Source organism: Nocardia exalbida NBRC 100660 (genome assembly GCF_000308575.1).
In the GTDB taxonomy this organism is placed as follows: domain Bacteria; phylum Actinomycetota; class Actinomycetes; order Mycobacteriales; family Mycobacteriaceae; genus Nocardia; species Nocardia exalbida.
Genome location: NZ_BAFZ01000068.1, coordinates 139812 through 161998, shown reverse-complemented (window position 1 = coordinate 161998; position 22187 = coordinate 139812). Strand labels below are relative to the sequence as shown.

Genomic DNA, 22187 nt, shown 5'->3' with positions numbered 1-22187 from the left:
GCGCGCGGGCCGGACTACGGCGCGGCGGGAAAGATCGCGGGCAGCGTCAGCGCGTACTCCACGTCGACGCGCGTGCCGAGCGTCGTGAGCAGCACGCGGATCATCGTCAGGCGCGCCGCCGCGACGGTGTCCGCGTCCGGTTCGGCGCCGGGCGCGGTGCCCGCGGAGATCCGGTAGACCACGTACTCGCACAGGTGCAGCGCCGCGTCCAGGTCGAGTGGGCTCGGCACCGGCCTGCCCAGCTCGGCGAACGTCTCGCGCACCAGATCGCGGATGTCGTCGAGCGCGCGTTCGCGGTACGCCGACACCGGCGAACCCGGATCGTGCAGCTCGGCGAACAGCGGCCGCAGCATGGGGCCGTGTCCGCGCGCCCAGTCCAGGTAGGCGTCGATCAGCCGGATACCCAGCTCGACCGGCTCGTCGGTGCCCGCCAGCGCCGCGCGGATGCCGCCGACCAACCCCTCGTTGGAACTGTCGAGCACCGCGAGCAGCGGTTCGTTCGCGTTGCCGAAGTAGCGGTAGAAGGTCGGCCTGGCCAGTCCCGCCTGCTCGATGATCTGCGCGACGCTCAGCCCACGGGAACCCGTGCGGGTGAACACCTCCGCCGTCGCGAGCACGATCCGGGCGCGGACCTCCTCGGCCTGCTCCTGCGTCTGCGGCGGCCTGCCGCGCCGCGCGGCCGTCGGCTCAGCCTGCATAGTGCCGCCTCACAACGCGGCCCCCTGGATCCCTGTGCGCCACGACGAACAGCTTGACACGAGGTGTGACATAGATATTAATCTAACACCACTGTTCATTTAATGGGACGCGTCCGCGGCGCGGTCCACCGTCCTCGAGAGGGCCCGCCATGACGACCGCCTCCCAACCGGCCACCGCCGACGCGCTGTCCCCGTCGCTGGTGCAGCCGTTGCTCGCGCACGCCGTCGCCGGAGGGGCGCCCACCGTCGAAGTGTTCGCACCCGCGACCGGCGCGAAGATTGTCGATCTGCCGCAGTCCTGCGCCGACGACATCGAGACCGCGTTCGCCACCGCCCGCGAAGCCCAGCGCCAGTGGGCGCGACGTCCGGTGCGGGAACGGATCGCGGTGCTGCGCCGATTCCACGACATCGTGCTGGCCGAGCAGGACGCCATCCTCGACATCGTGCAGACCGAGACCGGCAAGGCGCGGGCCCACGCCTTCGACGAGGTCGGCGACGTGGCCGTGAACGCCAGGTACTACGCCTCGGTGGCGGCCCGGCTGCTGGCCACGCGCAAACCGCGCGGGGTGCTTCCCGTGCTCACCCAGGTCGACGTGCGGCATCGCCCCAAGGGCGTGGTCGCGGTCATCTCGCCGTGGAACTATCCGCTGGCGCTGGCCGCCTCCGACGCGCTGCCCGCCCTGGTCGCGGGCAACGCGGTGGTGGCGCGTCCGGACAACCAGACCGCGCTCACCGCGCTGTGGGCCATCGATGCCGCCGTGCGCGCCGGATTGCCGCGCGGGCTCTGGCAGGCGGTGCTCGGCCGCGGATCGGTGATCGGCGGCGAGGTGATCGCCCGCGCCGACTACGTCGACTACACCGGCTCCAGCGCGACCGGACGGACCATCGCCCGGCAGGCGGGTGAGCGCCTGATCGGCTACTCGCTCGAACTCGGCGGCAAGAACCCGCTGCTGGTGCTCGCCGACGCGGACGTCTCACGCGCCGCCAAGATCGCCATCCGGGCCTGCTTCGCCTCGGCGGGACAGCTGTGCGAGTCGATGGAACGCATCTACGTGCACGACAGCGTCTACGACCGCTTCGTCACCGAATTCGTCGGGCACGTCGAGGCCATCCGGCTCGGCGGCGGTCTGGACTACCACAGCGACATGGGATCGCTGACCTTCCGGCGTCAGCTCGACACGGTCGTCGCGCATGTCGACGACGCGGTGGCCAAGGGCGCCACGGTGCTGGCGGGCGGTCGCGCGCGTCCGGACCTCGGACCGTATTTCTACGAGCCCACCGTGCTGTCCGGCGTGCGGCCGGGCATGACGGTGCACCGCGAGGAGACCTTCGGCCCCGTGGTCTCGATCTACCGCGTGAGCAGCGACGAGGAAGCCGTCGAACAGGCCAACGACACCGCCTACGGCCTCAACGCCAGTGTCTGGACCAAGGACACCGCCCGCGGTCGCGCGGTGGCGGCGCGGATCGAGGCGGGCTCGGTGAACGTCAACGAGGGCTTCATCGCCGCCTGGGGCAGCGCCGACGCGCCGTCCGGCGGGCTCGGCATCTCCGGCACCGGACGCAGGCACGGTCCCGAGGGCCTGCTCAAGTACATCGACACCCAGACCATCGCGGTGCAGCGGGTAGTGCCGATCGCTCCGCTGCCCGGCATGTCCGAAGCGCTCTGGGCCAAGACGATGACGCTGTATTTCGGCGTCATGAAAGCGCTTCGGCAGAAGTAACTCGCACGACTCACGGATCAGGAAGCGGTACGGATGAAACTGGACACGGTGGCGGGCAAGAGGGTCCTGGTCACGGGGGCCGCGATGGGCCTTGGCAAGCTGTTCGCCGACCGGGCGGTGCGCGAAGGCGCCGCGGCGGTGGTGCTGTGGGACATCAACGAGGCCGCGCTGAAGGACACCGCCGCCGAGCTGACCGGCCGCGGCAGCGCCGTTCATCACTTCGTCGTGGACGTGGCCTCGCCCGAGGCGATCGCCGAGGCGGCGGCCGGCGTGCGCGAGCAGGTCGGCGGCATCGACATCCTGGTCAACAACGCCGGCATCGTGCGCGGCAACAGCTACTTCTGGGAAACGCCGAACCGCGCCGACATCGACAAGACCATGGCGATCAACTCCCTCGCCCCGATGTACGTCACGCTCGAGTTCCTGCCCGCCATGGTCGCCGGAACCACCGAGGCGCGGGTGCTGACCATCGCCTCCTCGGCGGGCCTGGTGTCCAACCCGCGCATGAGCGTGTACGCCGCCTCCAAGTGGGCGGCGCTGGGCTGGTCGGACTCGGTGCGCATCGAACTGGAACAGGCCGGCCACGAGCACGTGACGATCACCACGGTCTGCCCGACCTACATCAACACCGGAATGTTCGAGGGCGCCAAGGGCTTCCTGTTCACCCCGATCCTGGACCAGGACAAGGTGGTCGACACCTCGTGGCGGGAGATGAAGAACGGCACCCCGCTGGTCGTGCTGCCGTGGACCTCGCGGCTGAACAAGGCGATCTCCGGCCTGCTGCCGATCAAGCTGCGTGACCTGTTCCTCGACACGGTCGGCGTCTACCACTCCATGGACCAGTTCACCGGTCGCGAGAAGTAGAGCGCGGCGCGTTCGCCCCGGCGCCCGGAAATCACTGCGGCCCCACACCGGCGTGTGCGAGGCATGTCGGTCACGGCCACCGAGCGGCGCGGTGAACTCCCAGGCCGCACCGCTCGAATGGGGTACGGCGCTTCCTCGACGGGTGGTCAGCGACGGGTGGTCAGCGTGGACGGGTGCCGATGACCACGGTCGCGTAATGCTCTTCGGATGCCGCGACCCGGCCCGCGAGATTGTTCTCCGCCAGCACGGCGAGCGCGGTCGGCGCTTGATCCTCGCTGGACTCCACGAGCAGATGCCCGCCCGGAGACAGCCAATCGGCGGCCTGGGCCGCGACCCGGCGCAAGACGTCCAAGCCATCCGGGCCGCCGTCGAGGGCGGTGCGTGGTTCGTGGTCGCGGGCCTCCGGCGGCATCCGGGCGATCATCTCCGAGGGCACGTACGGGGTGTTGCAGAGCAGGATGTCGATACAACCGCGCAATTCCCCAGGTAGGGGCTCGAAGAGATCCCCTTCGTAGACCGGTGCGCCGAGCGGGGTGAGATTCCGGCGGGCGCACTCGACCGCGATCGGATCGATGTCGGCGGCCGCCAGCGTGACCGGACGACCTTCGTCGGCGGCGGTCCGAGCCGCCGCCAGCCCGAGCGCGCCGGAGCCGCAGCACAGATCGACCACCACCGGATGACCCGGCCGGGCGTGGATCAGCTCCACCGCGCGGTCGACGAGGAACGCGGTGCGCTGCCGGGGCACGAAGACGCCGGGAGACACCGCGACCCGCAGCCCGTGGAACTCCGCCCAGCCGAGCAGGTGCTCCAGCGGGCTACCGGCGATGCGCTGGGCGACGAGCGATTCCAGCGCGACGCCGGTCTCCGCGGCGGCGGCCGTGAGCAGTCGCGCCTCGTCCTCGGCGAACACGCAGCCCGCCGCCCGGAGCCGGGCGACCACCTCGGAATTTCCGGCTGACCTCACCGGGCCATCCTGCCGCGCCCACGCGGGACGCCGCCAACGAATTTCCCCGGCGATCGGGACCGGCGCGCTCGGCGCGAATCCCGATCTGCCGGTGATCAGCGCGCCGTGCTGAGCTGGAAGGTACGCGTGGCGTCGAGATAGATGCCGCGCTGGCCCGGCTTGCCGGGCGGCGGCAGTTGCGAGACCAGTTGTTCGAGCGAGGTCGTCGCGCCGACGACCCGGGTGCCCGCGACGACGAAATCGGCGACGGCGCGGCGGATGTGGTTCGGCGAGGTGACCACGATCGCGCTCGTCGCACCGACATCCCGCAGCAGCCTCGTGCTGAACAGCGCGTTCTGCACGGTCGAGCCGGCGCGGCTCTCCACGTGGATGCGCGCGGGCGCTACGCCGTGGGCGACCAGCCAGTCGCGCATGGCCTCGGCCTCGGTGATGCCGTTCTGCGGATTCCCGCCGGTGACGACGATCGGCGACAGCGGCGCGGCGATGGACTGCAACCACGCGGCGGTGAGCCGGTTCACCAGTTCGGGGCGCAACGCTCCATCCGGCAAAAGGCCGTAGCCGAGCACGACGATGCCGGTTTGCGGCCCCGCCAGCGCGGGCAGCGGGTTCGGCAGCGTGCCCACCGCGGCGCGCACGGCACCGAGCACGTTGTCGGTGCCCTGTGCCAGGCCCGGATCGACCACGTGCAGCCGTGCCATGGCGTCCAAGAACGCGGGCAGGTCACCGGCGTAGTCGGACCAGATCGCCTGCAGGGCGAGCGCTTCGGCGTCGGCGGGGTCGGCGCCGATCAGATTGTGCAGGTCGGCCCGGCCCGCGGCGTCGTCGCCGTTGGTGAAGTGGCGCTGGGCGGAGTTGTACAGGGCGTCGGTCTCCGGCGCGGCGTGCGCGGGGACACCGGCCAGACCGGTGAGCGAGAACGCGGCGAACGACGCCGCGACGAGAAGTTTCCACTGCCTCGAGATCATCACTACAGTCGTCACCTTTCCGCTGTGGAACGGGTTGGCACGTGCTAGCAGTTAGCTGGGGCAAACACGAAATACCATACGGGCGAACTCTTCGTCCAACCGGCAATTCGCGAACGGGCTCCCGCGATGTCGCCCCCGGTGCGCGTGCCGGGGGCGAAACCGGGGGGTTGGTTCGTTTTCGCGGCGGGATCGCGGCGGCCTTTTCGGCTCCGAAGGCATTCGAAACTACTTGAAACACAGTGGCACTGGGGAAATACCGGTGGGGCTGTTTACTGTCGTCGTCGGCGGTGCGGCTGTGCCGCCGCACCTGCCACCGGCGTGCCATGGTCGGCGACTACCGTGCTGCTGCGTGCGCCGTCCGGCCTCGCTGTGGTCGCATGGCCTGATCGAGTCAGGCTCGCCGTGTGATTGCCCCGAGTTTGCAACGCCGGAGGCGGGCGGGGGAGGACCACACCCGGCCGCGCCCGTTAGGCTGTGTCAACGTGGATACCGTTTCGCTGTCCGGCAAGGAACTCGCCGCCGCCATCAACGCCGACACCAAGGCCCGCGCCGCCGCGCTCACCGACGGCGGCGCCGCCCCGCGCCTCGCCCTCGTGGTGGCGAACGACGACCCGGCGAGCGCCTGGTATGTGAACTCGCTCCGCAAGGCGGCCGAGCGACTCGGAATAGCCTGCGACACGGTCGATCTCGGTCCCGAGGCGAGCGCCGCGGAGATCCGCGCCGAGCTCACCGCGCGCGGTGCGGACTCGGCGACCGACGCGATCATGCTGCAGACGCCCCTCCCGGCGGGTGTCACGCTCGACGACGTGAGTTCCGCGATCGTCGCGTCCAAGGACGTCGACGGCGTCAGCCCGCTGTCGCTCGGCCTGCTCGCGGCCGGGCTGGACGGTTTCGTCCCCGCCACGTCCGAGGCCGTAGTCGAACTGCTCGAACACCACGAGATCCCGCTGACCGGCCGGCACGTCGCGGTCGTCGGCCGCTCGAACGTCGTCGGGAAGCCGCTGGCGCAGCTGCTGCTGGCGAAAGACGCCACCGTCACGGTGTGTCATTCGCGCACCGCCGACCTCGCCGCCGTCACCGCCACCGCAGACGTCGTCGTCGCCGCGGCGGGCCGCATCGGCCTGATCTCCGGCGAGCACGTCAGGGAGGGTGCGGTGGTCATCGATGTCGGCACCAACGAGGCTCCCGACGGCAAGATCGTCGGCGATGTCGACGCCGAGTCGGTGCGCGGCAAGGCGGCCGGGCTCAGCCCCGTCCCCGGCGGCGTGGGCCCGGTCACCACGGCCCTGCTGATGCGCCACGTCGTCACCGCCGCCGAATCCGACCGGCCGAGCGGCACTGCCTGAGAAGCCGCCTCACCCCCGGGCGATGGCGCTGATGAGCGTGCGGCCGCCGTCCTTGGTAGTGGTGACGACCTGCGGGTTGTAGGTGACCGGCTGCTGCCCGGGGCGATGTTCGGTGACCACTACGGTGTACTGGCCCGCGAACGCGCCGGGAGTGATCGCCACGCAGTGGGTGGTGCCCGCGGGGATGCTGTCGATGCCGCGCTGGATGGCGTCGGCGGCCTGTACCGCGGCGTCCGCGGTGGTGGTGGCGCGGACCTGCTCGCCGGACCGGTCCACGTAATAGGCGTGCTGGAAGGCGAAGATCACCGCGGGACCGGAATCGAAGCCGCCCACGCCATTGCCCTGGATCCGGTTGCCGACCCGCTCGGCGGGGCACTGCGCGACCGGCGCCGCCGGAGCGGTGGCCTGCGCGGACGGGACCGGCCCCGCGGCCTGCCGGTCGGAGCCACCGGTCCCGAACTGGAGGAAGGCCGCGAACCCGAGCGCGGCGACGCCGAGCGTGCCGAGCAGTGGTACCGCCCACCGCCGCGTCTTACGCGGCGCGGGAGAGCGGTCGATCAGTCCCGCGAATTGATCTTCGTACTCGTCCGGACCGGGCGCCTGCGTGTGCACGGGTTCGGTGGGCTGCGCCTGGTCCTGCGGCCGATCCACCCACGTGGCCCACTCGCCGCGGTACTCCTCGCCGGCCGGCGCCTGCCCGGGCACCCCGGTGCCATACGGATTTCCCCGGTCGTAGCCGGGTCGCGCGCTCATCTCCGGTCGATCCATCGCCCCGCCCTTCATCAGGTCCCCGTCAGATTAACCGCATCGCCACGACGCGGGAACGCCCTGCCGCGTTCACAATTGAGCCGTCCGCCTACCGGAGGATACCGGCGGGTCTCCCACGCGGGCTCGAGGTGGCCGGTGGGCGGGGTGTCACTTCAGCAGAGCCAGCCATTCGTGCTCCGGGTAGTGGTCGGACACGTAGGTCCGCACCACGGTGCGCTGGGCGGCACTCAACTCCGGCCAGGTCCGTTCGAGGTCGACGCGGTCTTTCGGCCGGGCCTGTTTCACTTTGAAGATCAGCACGAACTCGGGATTCAGGTAGCGGATGCCGTCGTCCGCGATCCAGGTCACCTCGTCGAGGGGTACGACCATGGTCCGATCGCGCCGGTTGACCCAGGCGCCCCGCTGTCCGGGATTCAGCAGGAGGTCGATCAGCCACGGAGACCGTGCGTTCGCCCGCAGCCAGACCTGGTCGGCGCTGTCGGGTAAGGCGGGGAAGCGGTCATCGACGGGGCGAATGCCGTCCGGGCCCGCGGACCAGATGTGCAAGCGGCCTCGTGCCGCAGTGCGCAGAGCGGGCAGATCGGCACGGAACATCGCCGCGTCGACATCACTGTGCTCGCGCCGCGTTCGGGTCCATGCGTCGATCGCCCACCCGCCCGCGATCCACCACGGGGCGTCGATGTCGCCGAGGATCTCGCCCACATCGCGCGGCGTGACGAGAGCCCATGGGCCCCAGAGGTCTTGGAACTCGGCTTCCTTCGCGTCACGCGGTGGTGGGATCGGAAACTCGCGCACGGATGGCCCTCCCCTCGGGTATGTCGCCAGACGCTACCCGGCGGAGGGCGCCGCTCACCAGTGCGTGACGACCGGATCGCCGACGCCGATCGTGTGATAGACCCATTCGGCGTCGTCGCGGGAGAGGTTGATGCAGCCGTGGCTGACGTTCGCATAACCCTGCTGGTCCACCGACCATGGCGCCGAGTGGATGAAAACGCCTCCCCACGTGAGTCTTTCGGCGAACTCGCCGTTGATGACGTAGCCCTCCGGCGAACTCAGCGGGATGCCGATGGTGCGGGAGTCGAACACGACGGAACGGAACTTCTCCAGCACCGGCCAGGTGCCGGCCGGTGTTTCGTACCCCGGCTTGCCCATCGAGGCCGGCATCGTGCGGACGACGGTGCCGCCGACGGTGACCGTGAAGGTATGCGCCGACATGTTCGCCTCGCCGAACACACCCGCGTTGGTGCGGAATTCCGTGCGCGCGCCACCGACCGAGACGAGGACGGTGGCGTCGGCGGGCAGGAACCCGGTCGGCGTCCACACGGCTTCGCGATCGTCGGTCCACGCGAATGTGCCCGGCAACGGCCGGGTCGTTCTGATGTCGATGGATTGTTCCGTCTTCGCGCGATCCGTGACAGGTGCGGCGAACCGAATGGTCACGGGATGAGCCACGCCCACCACCTGGCCGTTCGAGGGTCCGATCGCTGCCACCGGAGGCGTCGGCCGCACGATCATCGTCGCGACCGCCGCACCCGATCCGAACGCGGCCAGTGCCACGATCACGGTCGCGAGGAACAGGTACCGAATGGCGCTCCTCATGGCGTCCACCCCTTCGAGCTGGTGTGGTAGGCAAGGAACATTTTAAGCCCCCATGATCAACTCGGCCACGGATAGAACCGGTCCATGGTCCGGTTGTGCTGGGGATAGGCCCACCAATGACCGCGTACCCCGCCGGGTGCGGTCGAAACGGCAGTGAGTCGCTCGAGCCCTACGGGCAGGGGCCCGACGATGCGGTCAGCGCGCGAGTCCGCGTGGCAGCGGTTCCGGTTCGGCCGCGGCTCGCGTGTCGAATTCCGCTCGCGCGGCGAGGATTCGGTCCTGGTGTTCGACGGCCCAGACGCCCATGGCGTGACTGATCGCACCGATGCTCGCACCGAGTTCGGTGAGCGAATACTCCACCCGGGGCGGCACCGTGGGGTAGACCGCCCGGCGCACGAGGCCCTCCCGCTCCAAGTTGCGCAGGGTTCGGGTGAGCATCTTCTGCGTGATGCCGTCGAGGCGGCGGCGCAGTTCGTTGAAGCGGATCGGCCCCGCATGGGAGCGCAGGACGCTCAGCACCAGCATCACCCACTTGTCGGCGAGGACGGCCAGCACTTCCCGCGCGGGGCAGTGATGCAGGTAGCTCTCGACCAAACTGCCGGTATCCGGCCGGTCACATACGGTATCCATGGGGAACCTCGGTATCAAGAAGGTGCCTTCTTCCCGAAAGGTACCAGGTGGCCAGAGAATCGGTACATGCTCGCAATCACGCAGTACGCGTTCGGTGGCCCGGAAGTCCTGGAGGTGGTCGAGGTGGATCGGCCGCGGCCCGGCCCGGGGGAGGTGCTGGTACGGGTCGCCGCGACCAGCGTCAACGCAGCCGATTGGAAGGTGCGCGCCGGACTGCTCGGGAAGCTCGGCGATCCACCGCTGACGCTGGGACTCGATGTGGCGGGTGTCGTCGAGGAACTCGGTGCCGGGGTGGACCGGTTCGCGATCGGCGCTCCCGTGTACGGCATGGTGTTCGGCGGAGCGAACGCGGAATACGTTGTGGCACAAGCGCACACGTTGTCAGCGGTGCCGAGGAACATCGATCTGGTACACGCCGCTGCACTGCCGACGGCGGCGCTGACCGCCTGGCAGGCGCTGGCCGCCCTCGGTGCCGGGGAGCGCGTGCTGGTGCACGCGGCCGCGGGAGGCGTCGGGCATCTGGCGGTGCAGATCGCCAAGCATCGCGGAGCGCACGTGATCGGCACCGCGCGTGCGGTCAACCACGAGTACCTGCGCGGTCTCGGCGCCGACGAGGTGATCGACTACACCGCGGTCGATTTCGGCGCGGTGGCGCGCGACGTCGACTATGTGCTGGATCTGGTCGGCGGTACGTACGGGTCCCGGTCCCTTCCGGTGCTGCGGCCCGACGGCAGGTTGATCGATACCCAGGGGTCGGACGCGGAAGCTGACCCGCGTTACGAGCGGTTCTATGTCGAACCCTCGGCGGTATCACTGCGCGAGATCACCACGATGGTCGAGCGCGGTCACCTCCGGGCGACCATCGACCAGGTGCTGCCGCTCTCGGATGCCGCGAAGGCGCACGAACTCGGCGAATCGGGACGGGTGCGCGGCAAGGTCGTACTGGTCGCCTGGAATCCGCCCGCCTGAACGGGCGGCCCCGGCGCGATCGCGCGGCTATCGGCGGACGGCGTGCACGACGTCGGCGTGCAGGGCGTCCGCCCGCGCGGTCAGCTCCTCGATCCGGATCAGGACCGCGGCGAACCGGTCGCCCTCGGCGGCGGGCAGCGATGCCACGTTGATCTCGATGTTGAGCTGCGAGGTGGTCGCGGCGGCGCGGCAGGCGTCGGCGGCCGCGCCGATATCGGTGACGACGTTCGGATTCCCGATCGGGAACAGCTCCGCGGCCAGCGAGAGCACCTCGTCGGCCTCGTCGACGACCTCGGCGGGCACGCGGGCGGCCTCGATCAGCGCGGCGTTGATCGCCGCGGTGCGGGCGGCGAGGTCCTCCGGGGTGTCCTTGGGCAGCTTGTAGGCGGCGCCGACGGCCGTGAACGCGGCGGCGTCCGCGTCGGCCAGCGCGAGTGCGCGCTCGCGGGCGGCGTCGGCGGCTTCGATGATCCGGTCGATCACCGGCCGGTTCTCGGCGTCCTTGGCGCGAGTGGTGTAACGCGCGACCATCGCGACGAGCGCGGCGCCCTGCGCGGCGTGCAACGCCGCCACCGCGCCGCCGCCCGGTGCGGGAATCTTGGCGGCCAGATCGCCCAGGTACTGCGCGAGGGTGACCTCGCCGGAGGACGGCGCAGTTTCCGTGGACGACGAGCTGGGCTGCGACACGTGCGTATTGCCTTTCGTTCTACGGCGAGGAAGGACTACGAGTAGACGCTACCCCGTGGCGCCGCCGCCTCGGGTGTGACCACGCCTTGCCGGGCTCGCACCCGGCCGGTGCGCGGCCGGGACGTACCCGCCGTTATGTTGAGTGCTATGCGCATCGGATTGAGCATCAACTACTCGGGGGGCTTCAAAGAGGCGGCGGCCGAAGTCGCCGACCTCGAGCGGGCGGGCCTGGACATCGTGTTCGTGCCCGAGGCGTACTCGTTCGACGCGGTGAGCGCGCTCGGCTACCTGGCCGCCAAGACCACCACCCTGCAGCTGGCCTCCGGCATCCTGCAGCTCTACACGCGCACACCGAGCCTGACCGCCATGACCGCGGCGGGCCTGGACTTCGTCTCCGACGGACGCTACGTACTCGGGCTGGGCGCGTCGGGTCCGCAGGTGATCGAGGGCTTCCACGGCGTGCCCTATGACGCGCCGATCGGCCGCACCCGCGAACTGGTGGAGATCTGCCGGAAGGTCTGGCGGCGCGAGCGCCTGGAATATCAGGGCAAGTACTACCAGATCCCGCTGCCCGCCGACCGGGGCACCGGCCTCGGTAAGCCGCTCAAGCTGATCAACCACCCGGTGCGCGAGCGCATTCCGGTGCTGCTGGCCGCGCTCGGCCCGAAGAACGTGGAACTGGCCGCCGAGATCGCCGAGGGGTGGCAGCCGATCTTCTTCCTGCCGGAGAAGGCGAAGGAGGTGTGGGCCGACTCGCTCACCGCCGGTCTCGCCAAGCGCGATCCGGTCCTCGGTGACCTGGACGTCTACGCGGGCCCGGCGCTGGCCATCGGGGACAACGTCGACCCGCTGCTGGAGTTCGTGAAGCCGCATCTGGCGCTCTACATCGGCGGCATGGGCGCCAAGGGCAAGAACTTCTACCACACCTTGGCCACGAAATACGGCTACGGCGCCGAGGCCGACCGCATCCAGGAGCTGTATCTGGCGGGGGAGAAGGAAGCCGCGACCAAGGCGGTGCCGGACCAGCTGGTCCGGGACATCTCCCTGGTCGGTCCGGCAGGCTATGTCAAGGAGCGGGTCGCGGCCTTCAGGGAGGCGGGCGTTACGGTCCTCAACGTGGTGCCGATGGCGGCCACCGCCGCCGAGCGCGTCAAGCTGATCGAACAGTTGCGCGAACTGGTCTGAGACAAGGCGCTGCCGCCGTCGCGGGGTGCGACGGCGGCAGCGGCGGGGGTCATCTCTGGCGGAGCGCGGCCAGCGCGGCGTCCAGCGTCGAGTGCAGCGCGAACACCTGATCCAGACTGGTCATCTTCAGCTGCCTGCTGGTCGCCGGGCCCTCCGCGACGACCGCGATCGAGGTGGTCGAGCCCGCGCGCTGGTGGGCTGCCACGAGCGTCGCCATGCCCGCCGAGGCGAGGAAGCTGACCGCGGTGAGGTCGATGATCAGGGCCGCGGGCTTGCCGCTGAGGATGGCATCGATCGCGTTCTCCAGCGCGGGGGCTGTCGCCAGATCGACCTCGCCGGCCACCGTCAGCACTGTCGCGCCGTCGTGCGCCGCGACCGTGGTGGTCATCGTGTCCGCGAGGGGATACGCGTCTCCGGAAGTGTTGGTCACAACATCACAACACACAAATCGCGGCAGATTCGCAACCTTTGAGTGTTCATAGAGCTAACCATACCCCGTTGGCCGAGCCGCCCGCCCGAGCAGGAGTCGGCCTCGCAGCGGCCGTCGATGGCCGTGCGCGAGCGGATGAGCCCAACCGGTGAACGGCGAGACCGCTTCGGCCATCGAGGCGGGACGTCGGTGCGGGTGGCCGGACCACGGCTGGAGCTGCCGTCGATGTGCCCGGCGGTGGGCGACCGCGACGCCGAACTCGCGTCCGATCGAGGTCGGCGTGGTGCGCCCGATCCAGAGCGCACTCACTCCCAGGGCTTGCGCCTTCGCTTCGGAGTCCGGCAAGGGTGGCGGCTTCGGCTCGAGTCCACGAGCCCGGTATGGACGCCCCTCGCTCCGCAGCCGGTTCGCCAGGGTCCGTCCCGCATTAGAGGTTCGGGCGCGGCTGATCACTTGACGGAGGGAATCGTCAGGTGGTTTGTGAGGCTCGCGGCTTCGGCGGCGAGGCCGGGGGGATTGGTGGCGATGAACATCGAGTCCGCGGCCAGGTTGCCGAGGGCGTGCCAGGTGGGGTCGGGGTGGTCGCCGACGAGGAGGCGGCGGGTGCCGGACTCGATGCGCAGACCGCCGGTCGGCGCGAGTTCCGCTGCGCCGGTGGCGATCAGTGCGCCGAGGAGCGGTTCGGTCTCCTGCGGTGTGGTGTAGGCGGGTGGGTTGACGGCGTTGAAGACCACGTCGGCGGGCCGGTCGGTGCCGTCGAACACCGTGAAACCACCGCCGGGCCGGGCCGCCAGCTTCGTGACACCCGGTCGCAGCCGTAACTGCCCGGAGTCCAGCAGGCGCAGGATGATTCGCGCGTTGTGCGGCACCATCGGGGAGCTGAGGCTGCTGATGGTCCGGAAATACCTCTCCCGCAGCATCGTCCGGTCGTGCTCGGCGAGCACGGGCCAGAGGATCGGACCCATGGTCCGGATCGCCATGGTCAGCAGGCGGCGGCCCTGGTGAGGTGAATCGACCGCGTCCAATTGGCGGCGCAGGCGGGTGGCCGGTTCCTCGGTCTCGGTTTCCCGGATCTCCGTGGCGAGGGATTCGAAATTCTGCCCCAGTTCCGCCAGTTCGGCGCGCATGAGTTCGACCAGCCGGGTGACGGGGACCGTGCCTTGCCCGGCCAGTTCCAGCGCCCGGGATGGCGTGAGGTGCTTCGGCGCCAGGGGCAACGGCCGCTGCTGGACGTACGGCAGCACGCCGCTGCGGGAAACGAAGCTGATCGGCCCGGTATGGCCGTGGGCCGTCAGTGCCGCGGCGATGTCGACCGCGGTCAGTCCGCTGCCGATGATCGCGACGTGCGCGCTGGAGGCCACAACGGCCGATGTGGCCTCCAGCGGGTAGGGCTCGTTCACATATCCGGGTGCGCCGGCCAAGGCGTAATGGTCGCGGGGACGGCCGCTTCCGACACACAGGACGGCGCGGTCCACCGGATGGCTGCCGCCGTCGTCGGTGTGCAGCACAGCGCCGCTCTCGCGGGTGAAGCCGGTAACCCGGGCGTTCACCACGCTCACTCGCCCGCCTCGGGCGCGCAACCGCGAGATCGCTGCGTGCGCGGTCTGCTCCAGATACGCGCCGTAGACACCTCGCGGGACGAGGGGAACGCCAAGACCTTCATCGAGGTATTGCTCCAGATCGTCACCGCGCCACCTCCGCTCGACGACGCGGGCCGCGGATGCCTGGACCAGGCCGTCACCGACGCGTCGCGCGGTGTCCTCGTTCGGGTCGAACCGCGAGGTGGCGGTGCGCTCGGTCCGTTCCGGGTGTTCGCGGGGCGGCTCCTCCCCGACGAGGGGCGCGCCGGGACGCTCGTCGAGGCGCCCTGCCCCGTTGCCGTGGTCGCGCAGCCAGCGCTCGTAGTGGGCGCGGTCGTCGGCGCGTGCCGACATCAGGGCGGGCGGGGCGTTGACCCGCACCGCCTCCAGGTCCGGCTGGTACGGGCGGCCGCGCCATACGGCGGGGGAGCCGTCGAACACGGTGATGCTGCCGGGCGCCCGGTCGGCGGCGGCGAGCGCGTCGAGCAACGCGACCGCCGCGGCGCCCGCGCCGATGATGCCGATACGCATGGTTGTGCCTTCTTTCGTCGAGGTGCCCAGTGGCGCACGGCTGCGGCGTCGTGGCCTTTCCGTTCCGCCTCTGCCGTGCGCTGACCAGCCTCGGCGGCCCCGGCCCGTACCGGCATCCCGCGATCGAGGGAATTTCGCCTCGGGCCTGCGGCTTATCCCTCATATGCGGGATGGCGGGTGAACGGGCGCGACAGCAGGATGACGAAGATGACCACGCCGACTCGGCGCGCCGTCGACGCGCTGTGCACCGGCATCGCGCAAGCGCCCGACGCGCACGCGCTGTTCGCCGAGACCTCCGACCGGTTGCGTCGGATCACACCGTTCGATGCCGCTGTCTGGGTGGCCACCGATCCGATCAACGGGCTGACCACCGCGCCGGTGCGGGTGGAGAACCTGCACGAGGGCGGCTGCGGAACCTATTGGGAATCAGAGCTTTTCGCCGAGCATGTGAACCTCTTCCGCGATCTGGCGCTGGCCTCGGTGCCGGTGGCGGGGTTGCGGGAGGTGACCGGCGACCGGCCCACCCTCAGCCCGCTGTATCGAAGCTTCATGTGCCCGCGCGGTTTCGAGGACGAACTGCGTGCCGTGCTGCGAGTCGACGGGCAGCCGTGGGGGCAACTGAGCCTGTTCCGGGAGCGCGGCCGCAAGCCGTTCCGGGCCGCCGATATCGAGGTGGTCAACGCGCTGTCGGCACCGATGGCCCGGCGGCTGCGCAGCTTCGCGCGGTCGTCGGAGCTGTCGGCCGCGCACCTCGCCGACGCGCCCGGCATGCTGCTGTTCGACCGGACCGGCGGGCTGGTGTCACTGAACGACGAGGCTCGTCACCTGCTCGCCCAGATGCCGCCCGGACCGACGACGCCGACCGCCACCGGCATCGCGCTACCGCTGCCGGTCTGGATCCTCAGCACCGCGGGCCGGGCCCGATCGACCGGTGAGAACTCTCGCATCCGCATCCGCTCCAGCACCGGCCGCTGGCTGGTCTGCCACGCCTCTTGCCTGCAGGACGCCGACGGGCGTCCCGGGATGACCGCGATGGTGATCGCACCGGCCAAACCCTCCGAGGTCATGTCCCTGGTGGTCGCCGCCTACGAGTTGACCCCACGCGAACTGGAGGTCACCGAACTGATCGCCCGTGGCCTGTCCACCAGCGATATCGCCGCCCAGCTCTTCCTTTCCGCGCACACCGTCCGCGACCACGTGAAGGCCGTCTTCGAGAAGGTGGGCGTGGCCAGCCGCGGCGAACTCGTCGCCAAACTCTTCACCGACCACTACGAACCCCTCGCCGCCCGCAACACCGTTCGTGTGCTGGACGCTGGGGCGAGGTAGACGAGCCTGAGCGGTTCGTCCGGCCGACGCGCGAGTTTCTCATCCCCGGTGCCCGGGAGAGGGAATGATCGAGTGGTGACGAAGACGGCGCATCCTGGCAGCGGAAGCCAGGCGGAGACCGCCGACGGTGAGCGGCAGGATCTGGAGCCCATAGGAAGCTTCCGATTCTGGTTCGCCGACCACCGTTGGGAGTGGTCGGATCAGGTCGCGAGGTTGCACGGCTACGCGCCGGGGACGGTGGAGCCGACCACCGAACTGCTGCTGGCGCACAAGCATCCGGACGACCGCGCCACGGTCGCGGAGACGCTGGCCACGGCGGTGCGGACCGGTGAGCCGTTCTGCAGCAGGCACCGCATCATCGATGTGGCAGGCCGGGTGCATCACGTGCTGGTGGTGGGCGATCGACTGCACGACTCGACCGGCGCGACCGTGGGCACCACCGGCTACTACGTGGATCTGACCGGTCGGCTGGACGAGAACCGGCAGGAAGTGCTGAAGGAGACGCTGCCGGAGGTCGTGGCCGCACGGGAGGTCATCGAGCAGGCCAAAGGCATCCTGATGTTCATCTACGGGATCAACGCCGAGCAGGCGTTCGGGGTGTTGCAGTGGCGCTCCCAGGAGACCAACACCAAACTGCGCGATCTGGCGGCCAAACTCGTCGCCGCGGTCGTCGCGCAGGGCGGCGGGCCGGTTCAGCAGCGCACCCGCTTCGATCATCTGCTGCTGACCGTCCACGAACGACCCGACTGAATCCGCGCGGTCCGGCGCGGCGATTCATCCGCGATGGCTCGGCCGCAGCCCGACCAGTTCGACGAGGAAGCGGTCGACCTGTTCGGCGGCCAGGGCAGGCCGGGCTCCGACCGCAGAGCGCGCACGCGGCGCCGCGATCCCGCGAGCCGGTTCACGACTCCTCGGCCTCCGGCGGCGGTGCGATCGTCGCCCCCGCCGACAGCAGCCGCTGCGCCAGCGCGCGACTGCGCCGCCCGAGTTCGGGAGGGTCGAGTATCTCGAAGTCGTGCCCCAGCAACAGCATGTGCACGAGCACGATGTCGAGGCTGTCATCGGCGCCGCTGAGCACTTCGCAGAGCTCGCTGCCGCGTGGTCGCACCACCGCCGCCGACGCCGGGATCTGCGCGCGCACGGTGTCGGCGCAGGCGTGCACCAGGAAGCGGGCGCGATGCGGGTAGACCCGGCTCGCCACCCCTTCCTGCACGTACGCCGCCGCCTCGGGCGCCGTGCGGGGGCGGAAACGCCACGTCCGTGCGGACACATCGGTCATCCGGTCCACGCGGAAGCTGCGCCAGTCGTCGCGATCGAGGTCGAAGGCCAGCAGGTACCAGCGGCGGTCGGAGGCGACCAGGCGATAGGGCTCCACCCGCCGCCGTCGCACCTCGCTCCCGGCGGGGTAGTCGAAGCCCGCCTCGACCTCGTCGCGACAGGCTCTGGCCAGGGTCATGAGCACCCCGGGGTCGACCGGGGCGCGGCCTCCGCCGAAAGTCTCCACCGCGCCGGAGAGCGCGCGCACCTCGTGCCGCAACCGGGTGGGCAGGACCCGGTCGAGCTTGGCCAGCGCTCGGAGTGCGGCGGCACCGGCGCCCGCGACCGCGCCACCCGCGCCGACCAGCAGCGCCACCGCCGTGACGATCGCTTCCTCGTCGTCGAGAAGCAGCGGCGGGAGGTCCTGCCCCCGGCCGAGCCGGTAACCGCCGCCGACACCTTGGTCGGCATGCACCAGGTAGCCGAGCGCGCGCAAGCGCTCGACATCGCGGCGGATCGTGCGCGCTGTGACGCCGAGCCGGTCGGCGAGTTCGGGCCCGGTCCAGACCTCGCGTTGCTGGAGCAAACCGAGCAGCGTCAGCACCCGCTCGGTCGTGCCCCGCTCGTCACCGCTCGCCGCCTCCATGTCGCTCAGCCTGCCAGAAATAGCGGACCGATTCTGTCCGCTGGGCATGTCAGGGTGGCGGCATGGACGCAGACGAACTCGACTGGAACAAGACGTTGCGCGAACAGTGGGAGTTCCACTGGACCCGGCAGCTCCGGCCCCGGCTCCACGGCCTCACCGACGACGAGTACTTCTGGTCGCCGGTGGCGGACGCCTGGAACGTGCGGCCGCGCGGCACGTCGACGGCGCCGGTGCAGGCCGGTTCGGGCGATTTCACGATCGACTTCGCCCTTCCCGAGCCGGTTCCCGCACCGTTCACCACCATCGCCTGGCGACTCGGTCACGTCATCGTCGGCGTGCTCGCCGCACGCAACGCGGCCCACTTCGGCGCGCCGGCGGCGTCGTACGAGACATGGGAGTACGCAGGCGACGCGGCCACCGCGCTCGACCAGCTCGAGGCCCAGATCGACACCTGGCTGGCCGGGGTGAGCGGTCTCGGACAGGCCGCGCTCCGGGAGCCGATCGGCGCGAAGGAGCCCTTTCCCGAGTTGCCCATGGCCGACCTGGTGCTGCACATCCACCGCGAGCTGATCCACCACCTGTCCGAGGTCTGCCTGCTGCGCGACCTCTACACGCATACCGGCCCCGCCACCCTGAGGAGACCCGTGACCACGACGCATCTCGACCCCGAGGAACTGCACCGGAACCCGGCCTTCACGCAGGGCGTGATCGCACCCGCCGCCCGGACCCTGTATGTCGGCGGCCAGCTCGGCACCGACAGCACCGGAGAACTGCTCGACGGCATCGAAGCGCAAACCGTCCAGGCGATGCGCAACGTACTGACCGTGCTCGCCGCCGCGAACACCGGTCCCGAGCACGTCGTCAAACTCACCATCTACCTGGTCGACGGGGTCGATGCCCAGGTGGGATACGCGGCGTCGCGATCGGTGTGGGGCGATCACCGCACCGCCATCACGGTCGTCTCCACCGCGGGCCACGCCCGCCCCGGCGCACTCGTCGAAATAGACGCGATAGCGACAATCCCCGAATAGCACCAGAACGGCTTCCCCGCCGACCGCAACCGTTGGGCGACCGCCGCCGGATCCCAAGCTCTACGCCACCTACGACGGCTCCCAGGGCAAACCGCGTTGGGCACCGAGGCACGGCCGGTCGGCAAGGTGGAGGTCGCGCTCGACCCGCTGCCGCGGCCCGCTATTTCGCGCTCTTCCGAGGTTCGCCGGCGGTCGCAGCTCGTATGTTCAGCGATGCCCGGCGCGATGGGCGCTGCTCTGGGACGCCACGATGCGAACCAGATCGCCGAGTGCGATCTCCACGTCGGTGAGGTGCAGACCCCAGGTCGCGTCCGGGACGGGATACAGCTCGGGGCTGCCCGGTTCGGGAGTCGCCATCAGCGCCGTCGCGTCGTCGCCGCGCACGCACTGGAGCCGGTACTTCTCGGCGGGGACCAGCCACGGCGTCGGCGCGACGACGGCGGACGGCCCGTGGCGAAGCGCCACTTCGACGCCGAGCGGGCTGGGCACCGGATTGCTGCGGAGCACGGTCGCCGCGGTGCGGGATTCGTTGCGGCTCAACGAGGCCGGATTGGTGCAGGCGATCTCGTAGCCGGGGCCGTACGGTCGTGGCAGCGGCTCCGGGGTCATCGGGTTGCGGCCGAATCGGCTGTCCGGCGGCGGGGTCGCGCCGAAGGTCTGCCAGGCCAGCACGCATCGCGTCTGCTCCTCGCTGCGGCACAGCGGCAGATACCGGAAGTCGCCGCCCATGTCACCGTGCTCGGGCACCACCACGTTGCCACCCAGCAGGATCGCCGACAGGATCCGGTCTCGTACCGCCTGCTGCGGTTCGATCTCCTCGCGGATCAGTTGGCGCAGCATGCGCGCGCCCTGCGAATGCCCGATCAGCACGACCGGCCGTCCGCTCTCGCGCTCCGCGAGGAACTGCCGCCATGCCCGCAGGACGTCTTCGTAGGCGATCCGCGACATCTGCGCGCGCTGCTCTGGGGTGTAGGTCCGCTCCGTCGCCAAGGCGGTCAGGGTCCGCTGCCGGTACACCGGCGCGAATACCTGACAGACCTGGGAGAATCGGGCCGCCTGCTGCTCGGCGACTGCCCGTACCTCCGGCGTCACGACGGTATCGGAGTTGGGCGTCGGCTCCGATGACACCGTCGGATACACATAGAAGCAGTCCACCCCCGGATCCTCGGCAGGCGCCGGGTCCTCGCGCACATCGGGTCGGCCCGCCTGGCGCACGGTCGTCGCCGTACCCCCCGCGCAGGGATCATCCACCCGATCCGGCCTGCACAACCACACGACACCGGCGTCATCGACGGTGTCCGCCGCCGCGCTCACCGACGACCCCGCCGCCAGTCCGACTCCGCACACGACGGCCGCGACCGCCCGCTGCCACCGACTGTCCCGCATCCCGCACACCTCACTGCTTCCGCGCCCGACCACGAGCGCCGGTCCGCGACACCGCGACCGGTGTTTCGGCGCTCTCGTCGGCGTCAGCCTAGCGGCGATCGCACGCGACGGGACTCGATCGCTCGGCACGGTTGCCGCCGCCTCAGCGGTCTCGAGGGGCGGATGTGCCGCCACGGACGCCGGGCTCGGCTTTCATGAGCTGGGCGAGGCGGTCCCGAGCCGGTGACGAAGCTCCGGGAAGGGACTGCGCGGCCAATCGGGCCATCGCCGGGTCCGCGACCGGGCGGCTCTCGGATCGGCTGTGGTACTCGGCGAACCAGCTCCGGGTACGGTCGGCGGGACCGGGGAGGCGGGGATCGTTCGGTGACCAGTCGTAGGCGGCGTCGTGGTCGAGATAGAGGGCGCGGAACCCGGAATCGGTGATCAGCTCGCGTTTCTCGGTGATCCACCCGGCGGCGTCGTCGGGTGCGGCGGTCTGCATGAGGATCCAGCCGTCGCGTTACAGATGAACCTAGCGCTCGCTGGCGCCGAGAGCGCGCAGGTCGTCGAGATAATCGGCGGCTTCCGGGGAGACGAACAGCCGGTCGCCGCCCCGCAACTGGGCGAGCTGGTCCTGGGTTCGCCGCAGCTGCGCGATGCGGTCTTCGAGGTTGCGGTCGATCTCCGCGACGACTGCGGTGAGCGCGTCCGGATCGGCGTCGAGCAGTTCCTTGATGCGGGCGAGGGGCACGCCCGCATCGGCCAGGATCCTGATCTTCACCAGATCTATGGCGTCGCGTGCGGTGTAGCGCCGGTAACCGGACGAGTCGCGGTCGGGCTCGGCGAGCAGACCGCCGCCCGGCGACGCGCCCGACATCGCCAGCACGGTCGTGTCACCGAACGGGTACCGCACCCACCCCAGGCCCAGGCCGGCCCGAACCATCGGAACCGATGACGCCGCACCGGTGGTGCGGCCCTTCGGCCGCCTGTCGCGAGGCATGACCCGCGCGAGCAATAGAGAGAATCGTCATCAACATGATGGGCGGGATCGACCGCCAGCGGGGTCCTATTTCCTGCTCGTATTCGGCACTTCCGCGCCTGATTGCCGGAAAGGCTTCCGTTCCGATAAGAATTGTGACTAACATAGCTGCGGATCGAAGCGAAAGGATGCATCGACGCATGCTCAAGAGACTCGACCGGATACTCGGTTACGAGATGAAGGTCTCCGAGTTCCTCGGCACCCTCATCATCATCGGCGTTCCCTACGGGGTGGCGGGGGTGATCTGGACGCTCACCCACACCGGCCATCTGCGCGATATGCACGGCATCGACCTGGTGATGTCGTTCCTGGGATCCATCGTGTGCTGGCCGGTGCTCACCTTCTCGAATGTGTGCATGACCTGATGATGGCTGTGGTGTGGCTCATCGACGTTCTCGTGATCGTGGTGAAGATCCTCGGTGGGCGGATGAAGGTGAATCCCGTCCTTCGCGCCGGGATGTGGGTGGCTGCGCTCAGCCTCTTGCTGGCCGGCTGTGCGGTGCTCGTCGCACTGGTGGTGCTACTGCAGCGGTGGTTGGAGGGTCTCGCCTAGCCGCGTCACCCGCCTGGTCCATCCTGGAGACGA

The 22187-nt window shown here is 70.1% G+C and carries 24 protein-coding genes and 1 pseudogene; 11 read left to right on the top strand and 14 right to left on the bottom strand.

The annotated features are described in order from the left end of the window. Positions 1-14 precede the first annotated feature (14 nt). Complete coding sequence (locus ON29_RS16795; RefSeq protein WP_040867294.1) at positions 15-698, bottom strand: TetR/AcrR family transcriptional regulator; 684 nt, start codon at positions 696-698, stop codon at positions 15-17. Between the two features lie 149 nt (positions 699-847). Between ON29_RS16795 and ON29_RS16790 the strand changes: the two genes are divergently transcribed. After that, positions 848-2419 carry a succinic semialdehyde dehydrogenase gene (locus ON29_RS16790; RefSeq protein WP_040867293.1) on the top strand — a complete coding sequence of 524 codons (1572 nt, stop codon included), beginning with the start codon at positions 848-850 and terminating at the stop codon, positions 2417-2419. 33 nt (positions 2420-2452) lie between these two features. Next, positions 2453-3283 carry an SDR family NAD(P)-dependent oxidoreductase gene (locus ON29_RS16785; protein WP_040867292.1) on the top strand — a complete coding sequence of 277 codons (831 nt, stop codon included), beginning with the start codon at positions 2453-2455 and terminating at the stop codon, positions 3281-3283. A gap of 160 nt (positions 3284-3443) precedes the next feature. Here the strand turns inward: ON29_RS16785 and ON29_RS16780 are convergent, their stop codons facing one another. Both ON29_RS16780 and ON29_RS16775 read right to left on the bottom strand, forming a co-directional pair. Beyond that, positions 3444-4247 carry a putative protein N(5)-glutamine methyltransferase gene (locus ON29_RS16780; protein WP_040867290.1) on the bottom strand — a complete coding sequence of 268 codons (804 nt, stop codon included), beginning with the start codon at positions 4245-4247 and terminating at the stop codon, positions 3444-3446. A gap of 95 nt (positions 4248-4342) precedes the next feature. Then, on the bottom strand, positions 4343-5212 hold the full coding sequence (locus ON29_RS16775) for a YdcF family protein (RefSeq protein ID WP_040867287.1): 870 nt from the start codon (positions 5210-5212) through the stop codon (positions 4343-4345). A gap of 482 nt (positions 5213-5694) precedes the next feature. Here ON29_RS16775 and ON29_RS16770 point away from each other — a divergent pair, with 482 nt between their 5' ends. Beyond that, positions 5695-6558 carry a bifunctional 5,10-methylenetetrahydrofolate dehydrogenase/5,10-methenyltetrahydrofolate cyclohydrolase gene (locus ON29_RS16770; protein WP_040867285.1) on the top strand — a complete coding sequence of 288 codons (864 nt, stop codon included), beginning with the start codon at positions 5695-5697 and terminating at the stop codon, positions 6556-6558. A 9-nt stretch (positions 6559-6567) separates the two neighbouring features. On the opposite strand, the gene ON29_RS33905 is transcribed toward ON29_RS16770, so the two are convergent. The 4 genes from ON29_RS33905 to ON29_RS16750 form a co-directional block, all read right to left on the bottom strand. Further along, a complete protein-coding gene (locus ON29_RS33905; RefSeq protein WP_051175293.1) occupies positions 6568-7311 on the bottom strand; it encodes a DUF8176 domain-containing protein in 744 nt (247 codons plus the stop codon). 162 nt (positions 7312-7473) lie between these two features. Then, on the bottom strand, positions 7474-8121 hold the full coding sequence (locus ON29_RS16760; RefSeq protein WP_063825338.1) for a nucleotidyltransferase domain-containing protein: 648 nt from the start codon (positions 8119-8121) through the stop codon (positions 7474-7476). Positions 8122-8175: 54 nt separating this feature from the next. Next, positions 8176-8925 (bottom strand): L,D-transpeptidase, encoded by a 750-nt coding sequence (locus ON29_RS16755; RefSeq protein ID WP_040867370.1) that lies wholly within the window; start codon positions 8923-8925, stop codon positions 8176-8178. 195 nt (positions 8926-9120) lie between these two features. After that, positions 9121-9555, bottom strand: a complete 435-nt coding sequence (locus ON29_RS16750; protein WP_051175291.1) for a winged helix-turn-helix transcriptional regulator — start codon at positions 9553-9555, stop codon at positions 9121-9123. 66 nt (positions 9556-9621) lie between these two features. Here ON29_RS16750 and ON29_RS16745 point away from each other — a divergent pair, with 66 nt between their 5' ends. Further along, positions 9622-10524, top strand: a complete 903-nt coding sequence (locus tag ON29_RS16745) for an NADP-dependent oxidoreductase (RefSeq protein WP_040867284.1) — start codon at positions 9622-9624, stop codon at positions 10522-10524. A gap of 27 nt (positions 10525-10551) precedes the next feature. Here the strand turns inward: ON29_RS16745 and ON29_RS16740 are convergent, their stop codons facing one another. Further along, a complete protein-coding gene (locus ON29_RS16740) occupies positions 10552-11211 on the bottom strand; it encodes a cyclodeaminase/cyclohydrolase family protein (RefSeq protein WP_083863617.1) in 660 nt (219 codons plus the stop codon). Between the two features lie 147 nt (positions 11212-11358). Here ON29_RS16740 and ON29_RS16735 point away from each other — a divergent pair, with 147 nt between their 5' ends. Then, positions 11359-12396, top strand: a complete 1038-nt coding sequence (locus ON29_RS16735) for an LLM class F420-dependent oxidoreductase (protein ID WP_040867281.1) — start codon at positions 11359-11361, stop codon at positions 12394-12396. A gap of 49 nt (positions 12397-12445) precedes the next feature. Here ON29_RS16735 and ON29_RS16730 read toward each other — a convergent pair whose 3' ends face one another. Then, a complete protein-coding gene (locus tag ON29_RS16730) occupies positions 12446-12784 on the bottom strand; it encodes an STAS domain-containing protein (protein WP_051175305.1) in 339 nt (112 codons plus the stop codon). Between the two features lie 491 nt (positions 12785-13275). Further along, positions 13276-14937: an FAD/NAD(P)-binding protein gene (locus ON29_RS16725; protein ID WP_040867276.1), complete on the bottom strand. Its 1662-nt coding sequence runs from the start codon at positions 14935-14937 to the stop codon at positions 13276-13278. A 207-nt stretch (positions 14938-15144) separates the two neighbouring features. Here ON29_RS16725 and ON29_RS16720 point away from each other — a divergent pair, with 207 nt between their 5' ends. Together ON29_RS16720 and ON29_RS16715 are read left to right on the top strand one after the other, a co-directional pair. Further along, positions 15145-16263 carry a LuxR C-terminal-related transcriptional regulator gene (locus tag ON29_RS16720; RefSeq protein WP_051175304.1) on the top strand — a complete coding sequence of 373 codons (1119 nt, stop codon included), beginning with the start codon at positions 15145-15147 and terminating at the stop codon, positions 16261-16263. A gap of 75 nt (positions 16264-16338) precedes the next feature. Then, positions 16339-17013, top strand: a complete 675-nt coding sequence (locus ON29_RS16715; protein WP_051175290.1) for a PAS and ANTAR domain-containing protein — start codon at positions 16339-16341, stop codon at positions 17011-17013. 151 nt (positions 17014-17164) lie between these two features. On the opposite strand, the gene ON29_RS16710 is transcribed toward ON29_RS16715, so the two are convergent. Further along, a complete protein-coding gene (locus tag ON29_RS16710; RefSeq protein ID WP_040867271.1) occupies positions 17165-18166 on the bottom strand; it encodes a helix-turn-helix transcriptional regulator in 1002 nt (333 codons plus the stop codon). Between the two features lie 62 nt (positions 18167-18228). On the opposite strand from ON29_RS16710, the pseudogene ON29_RS37130 reads away from it, so the two are divergent. Continuing rightward, positions 18229-18813: pseudogene (locus ON29_RS37130) on the top strand (DinB family protein); the annotation flags it as partial. Beyond that, complete coding sequence (locus ON29_RS37125) at positions 18811-19197, top strand: RidA family protein (protein ID WP_245548985.1); 387 nt, start codon at positions 18811-18813, stop codon at positions 19195-19197. The pseudogene ON29_RS37130 and the gene ON29_RS37125, both read left to right, overlap by 3 nt. A 207-nt stretch (positions 19198-19404) precedes the next feature. On the opposite strand, the gene ON29_RS16700 is transcribed toward ON29_RS37125, so the two are convergent. The 3 genes from ON29_RS16700 to ON29_RS36670 all read right to left on the bottom strand — a co-directional run bounded on the left by ON29_RS16700 (position 19405) and on the right by ON29_RS36670 (position 21505). Beyond that, complete coding sequence (locus tag ON29_RS16700) at positions 19405-20583, bottom strand: DUF3089 domain-containing protein (protein ID WP_051175289.1); 1179 nt, start codon at positions 20581-20583, stop codon at positions 19405-19407. 142 nt (positions 20584-20725) lie between these two features. After that, a complete protein-coding gene (locus ON29_RS36675; protein ID WP_217999205.1) occupies positions 20726-21064 on the bottom strand; it encodes a hypothetical protein in 339 nt (112 codons plus the stop codon). A gap of 30 nt (positions 21065-21094) precedes the next feature. Then, positions 21095-21505, bottom strand: a complete 411-nt coding sequence (locus ON29_RS36670) for a helix-turn-helix domain-containing protein (protein WP_217999203.1) — start codon at positions 21503-21505, stop codon at positions 21095-21097. A gap of 236 nt (positions 21506-21741) precedes the next feature. Between ON29_RS36670 and ON29_RS16690 the strand changes: the two genes are divergently transcribed. Continuing rightward, entirely contained in the window at positions 21742-21966 is a 225-nt protein-coding gene (locus ON29_RS16690) for a hypothetical protein (protein WP_040867268.1), read from the top strand. Beyond that, a complete protein-coding gene (locus tag ON29_RS16685; protein WP_040867266.1) occupies positions 21966-22154 on the top strand; it encodes a hypothetical protein in 189 nt (62 codons plus the stop codon). The genes ON29_RS16690 and ON29_RS16685 overlap by 1 nt, the downstream gene beginning before the upstream one ends. Positions 22155-22187: the final 33 nt, after the last annotated feature.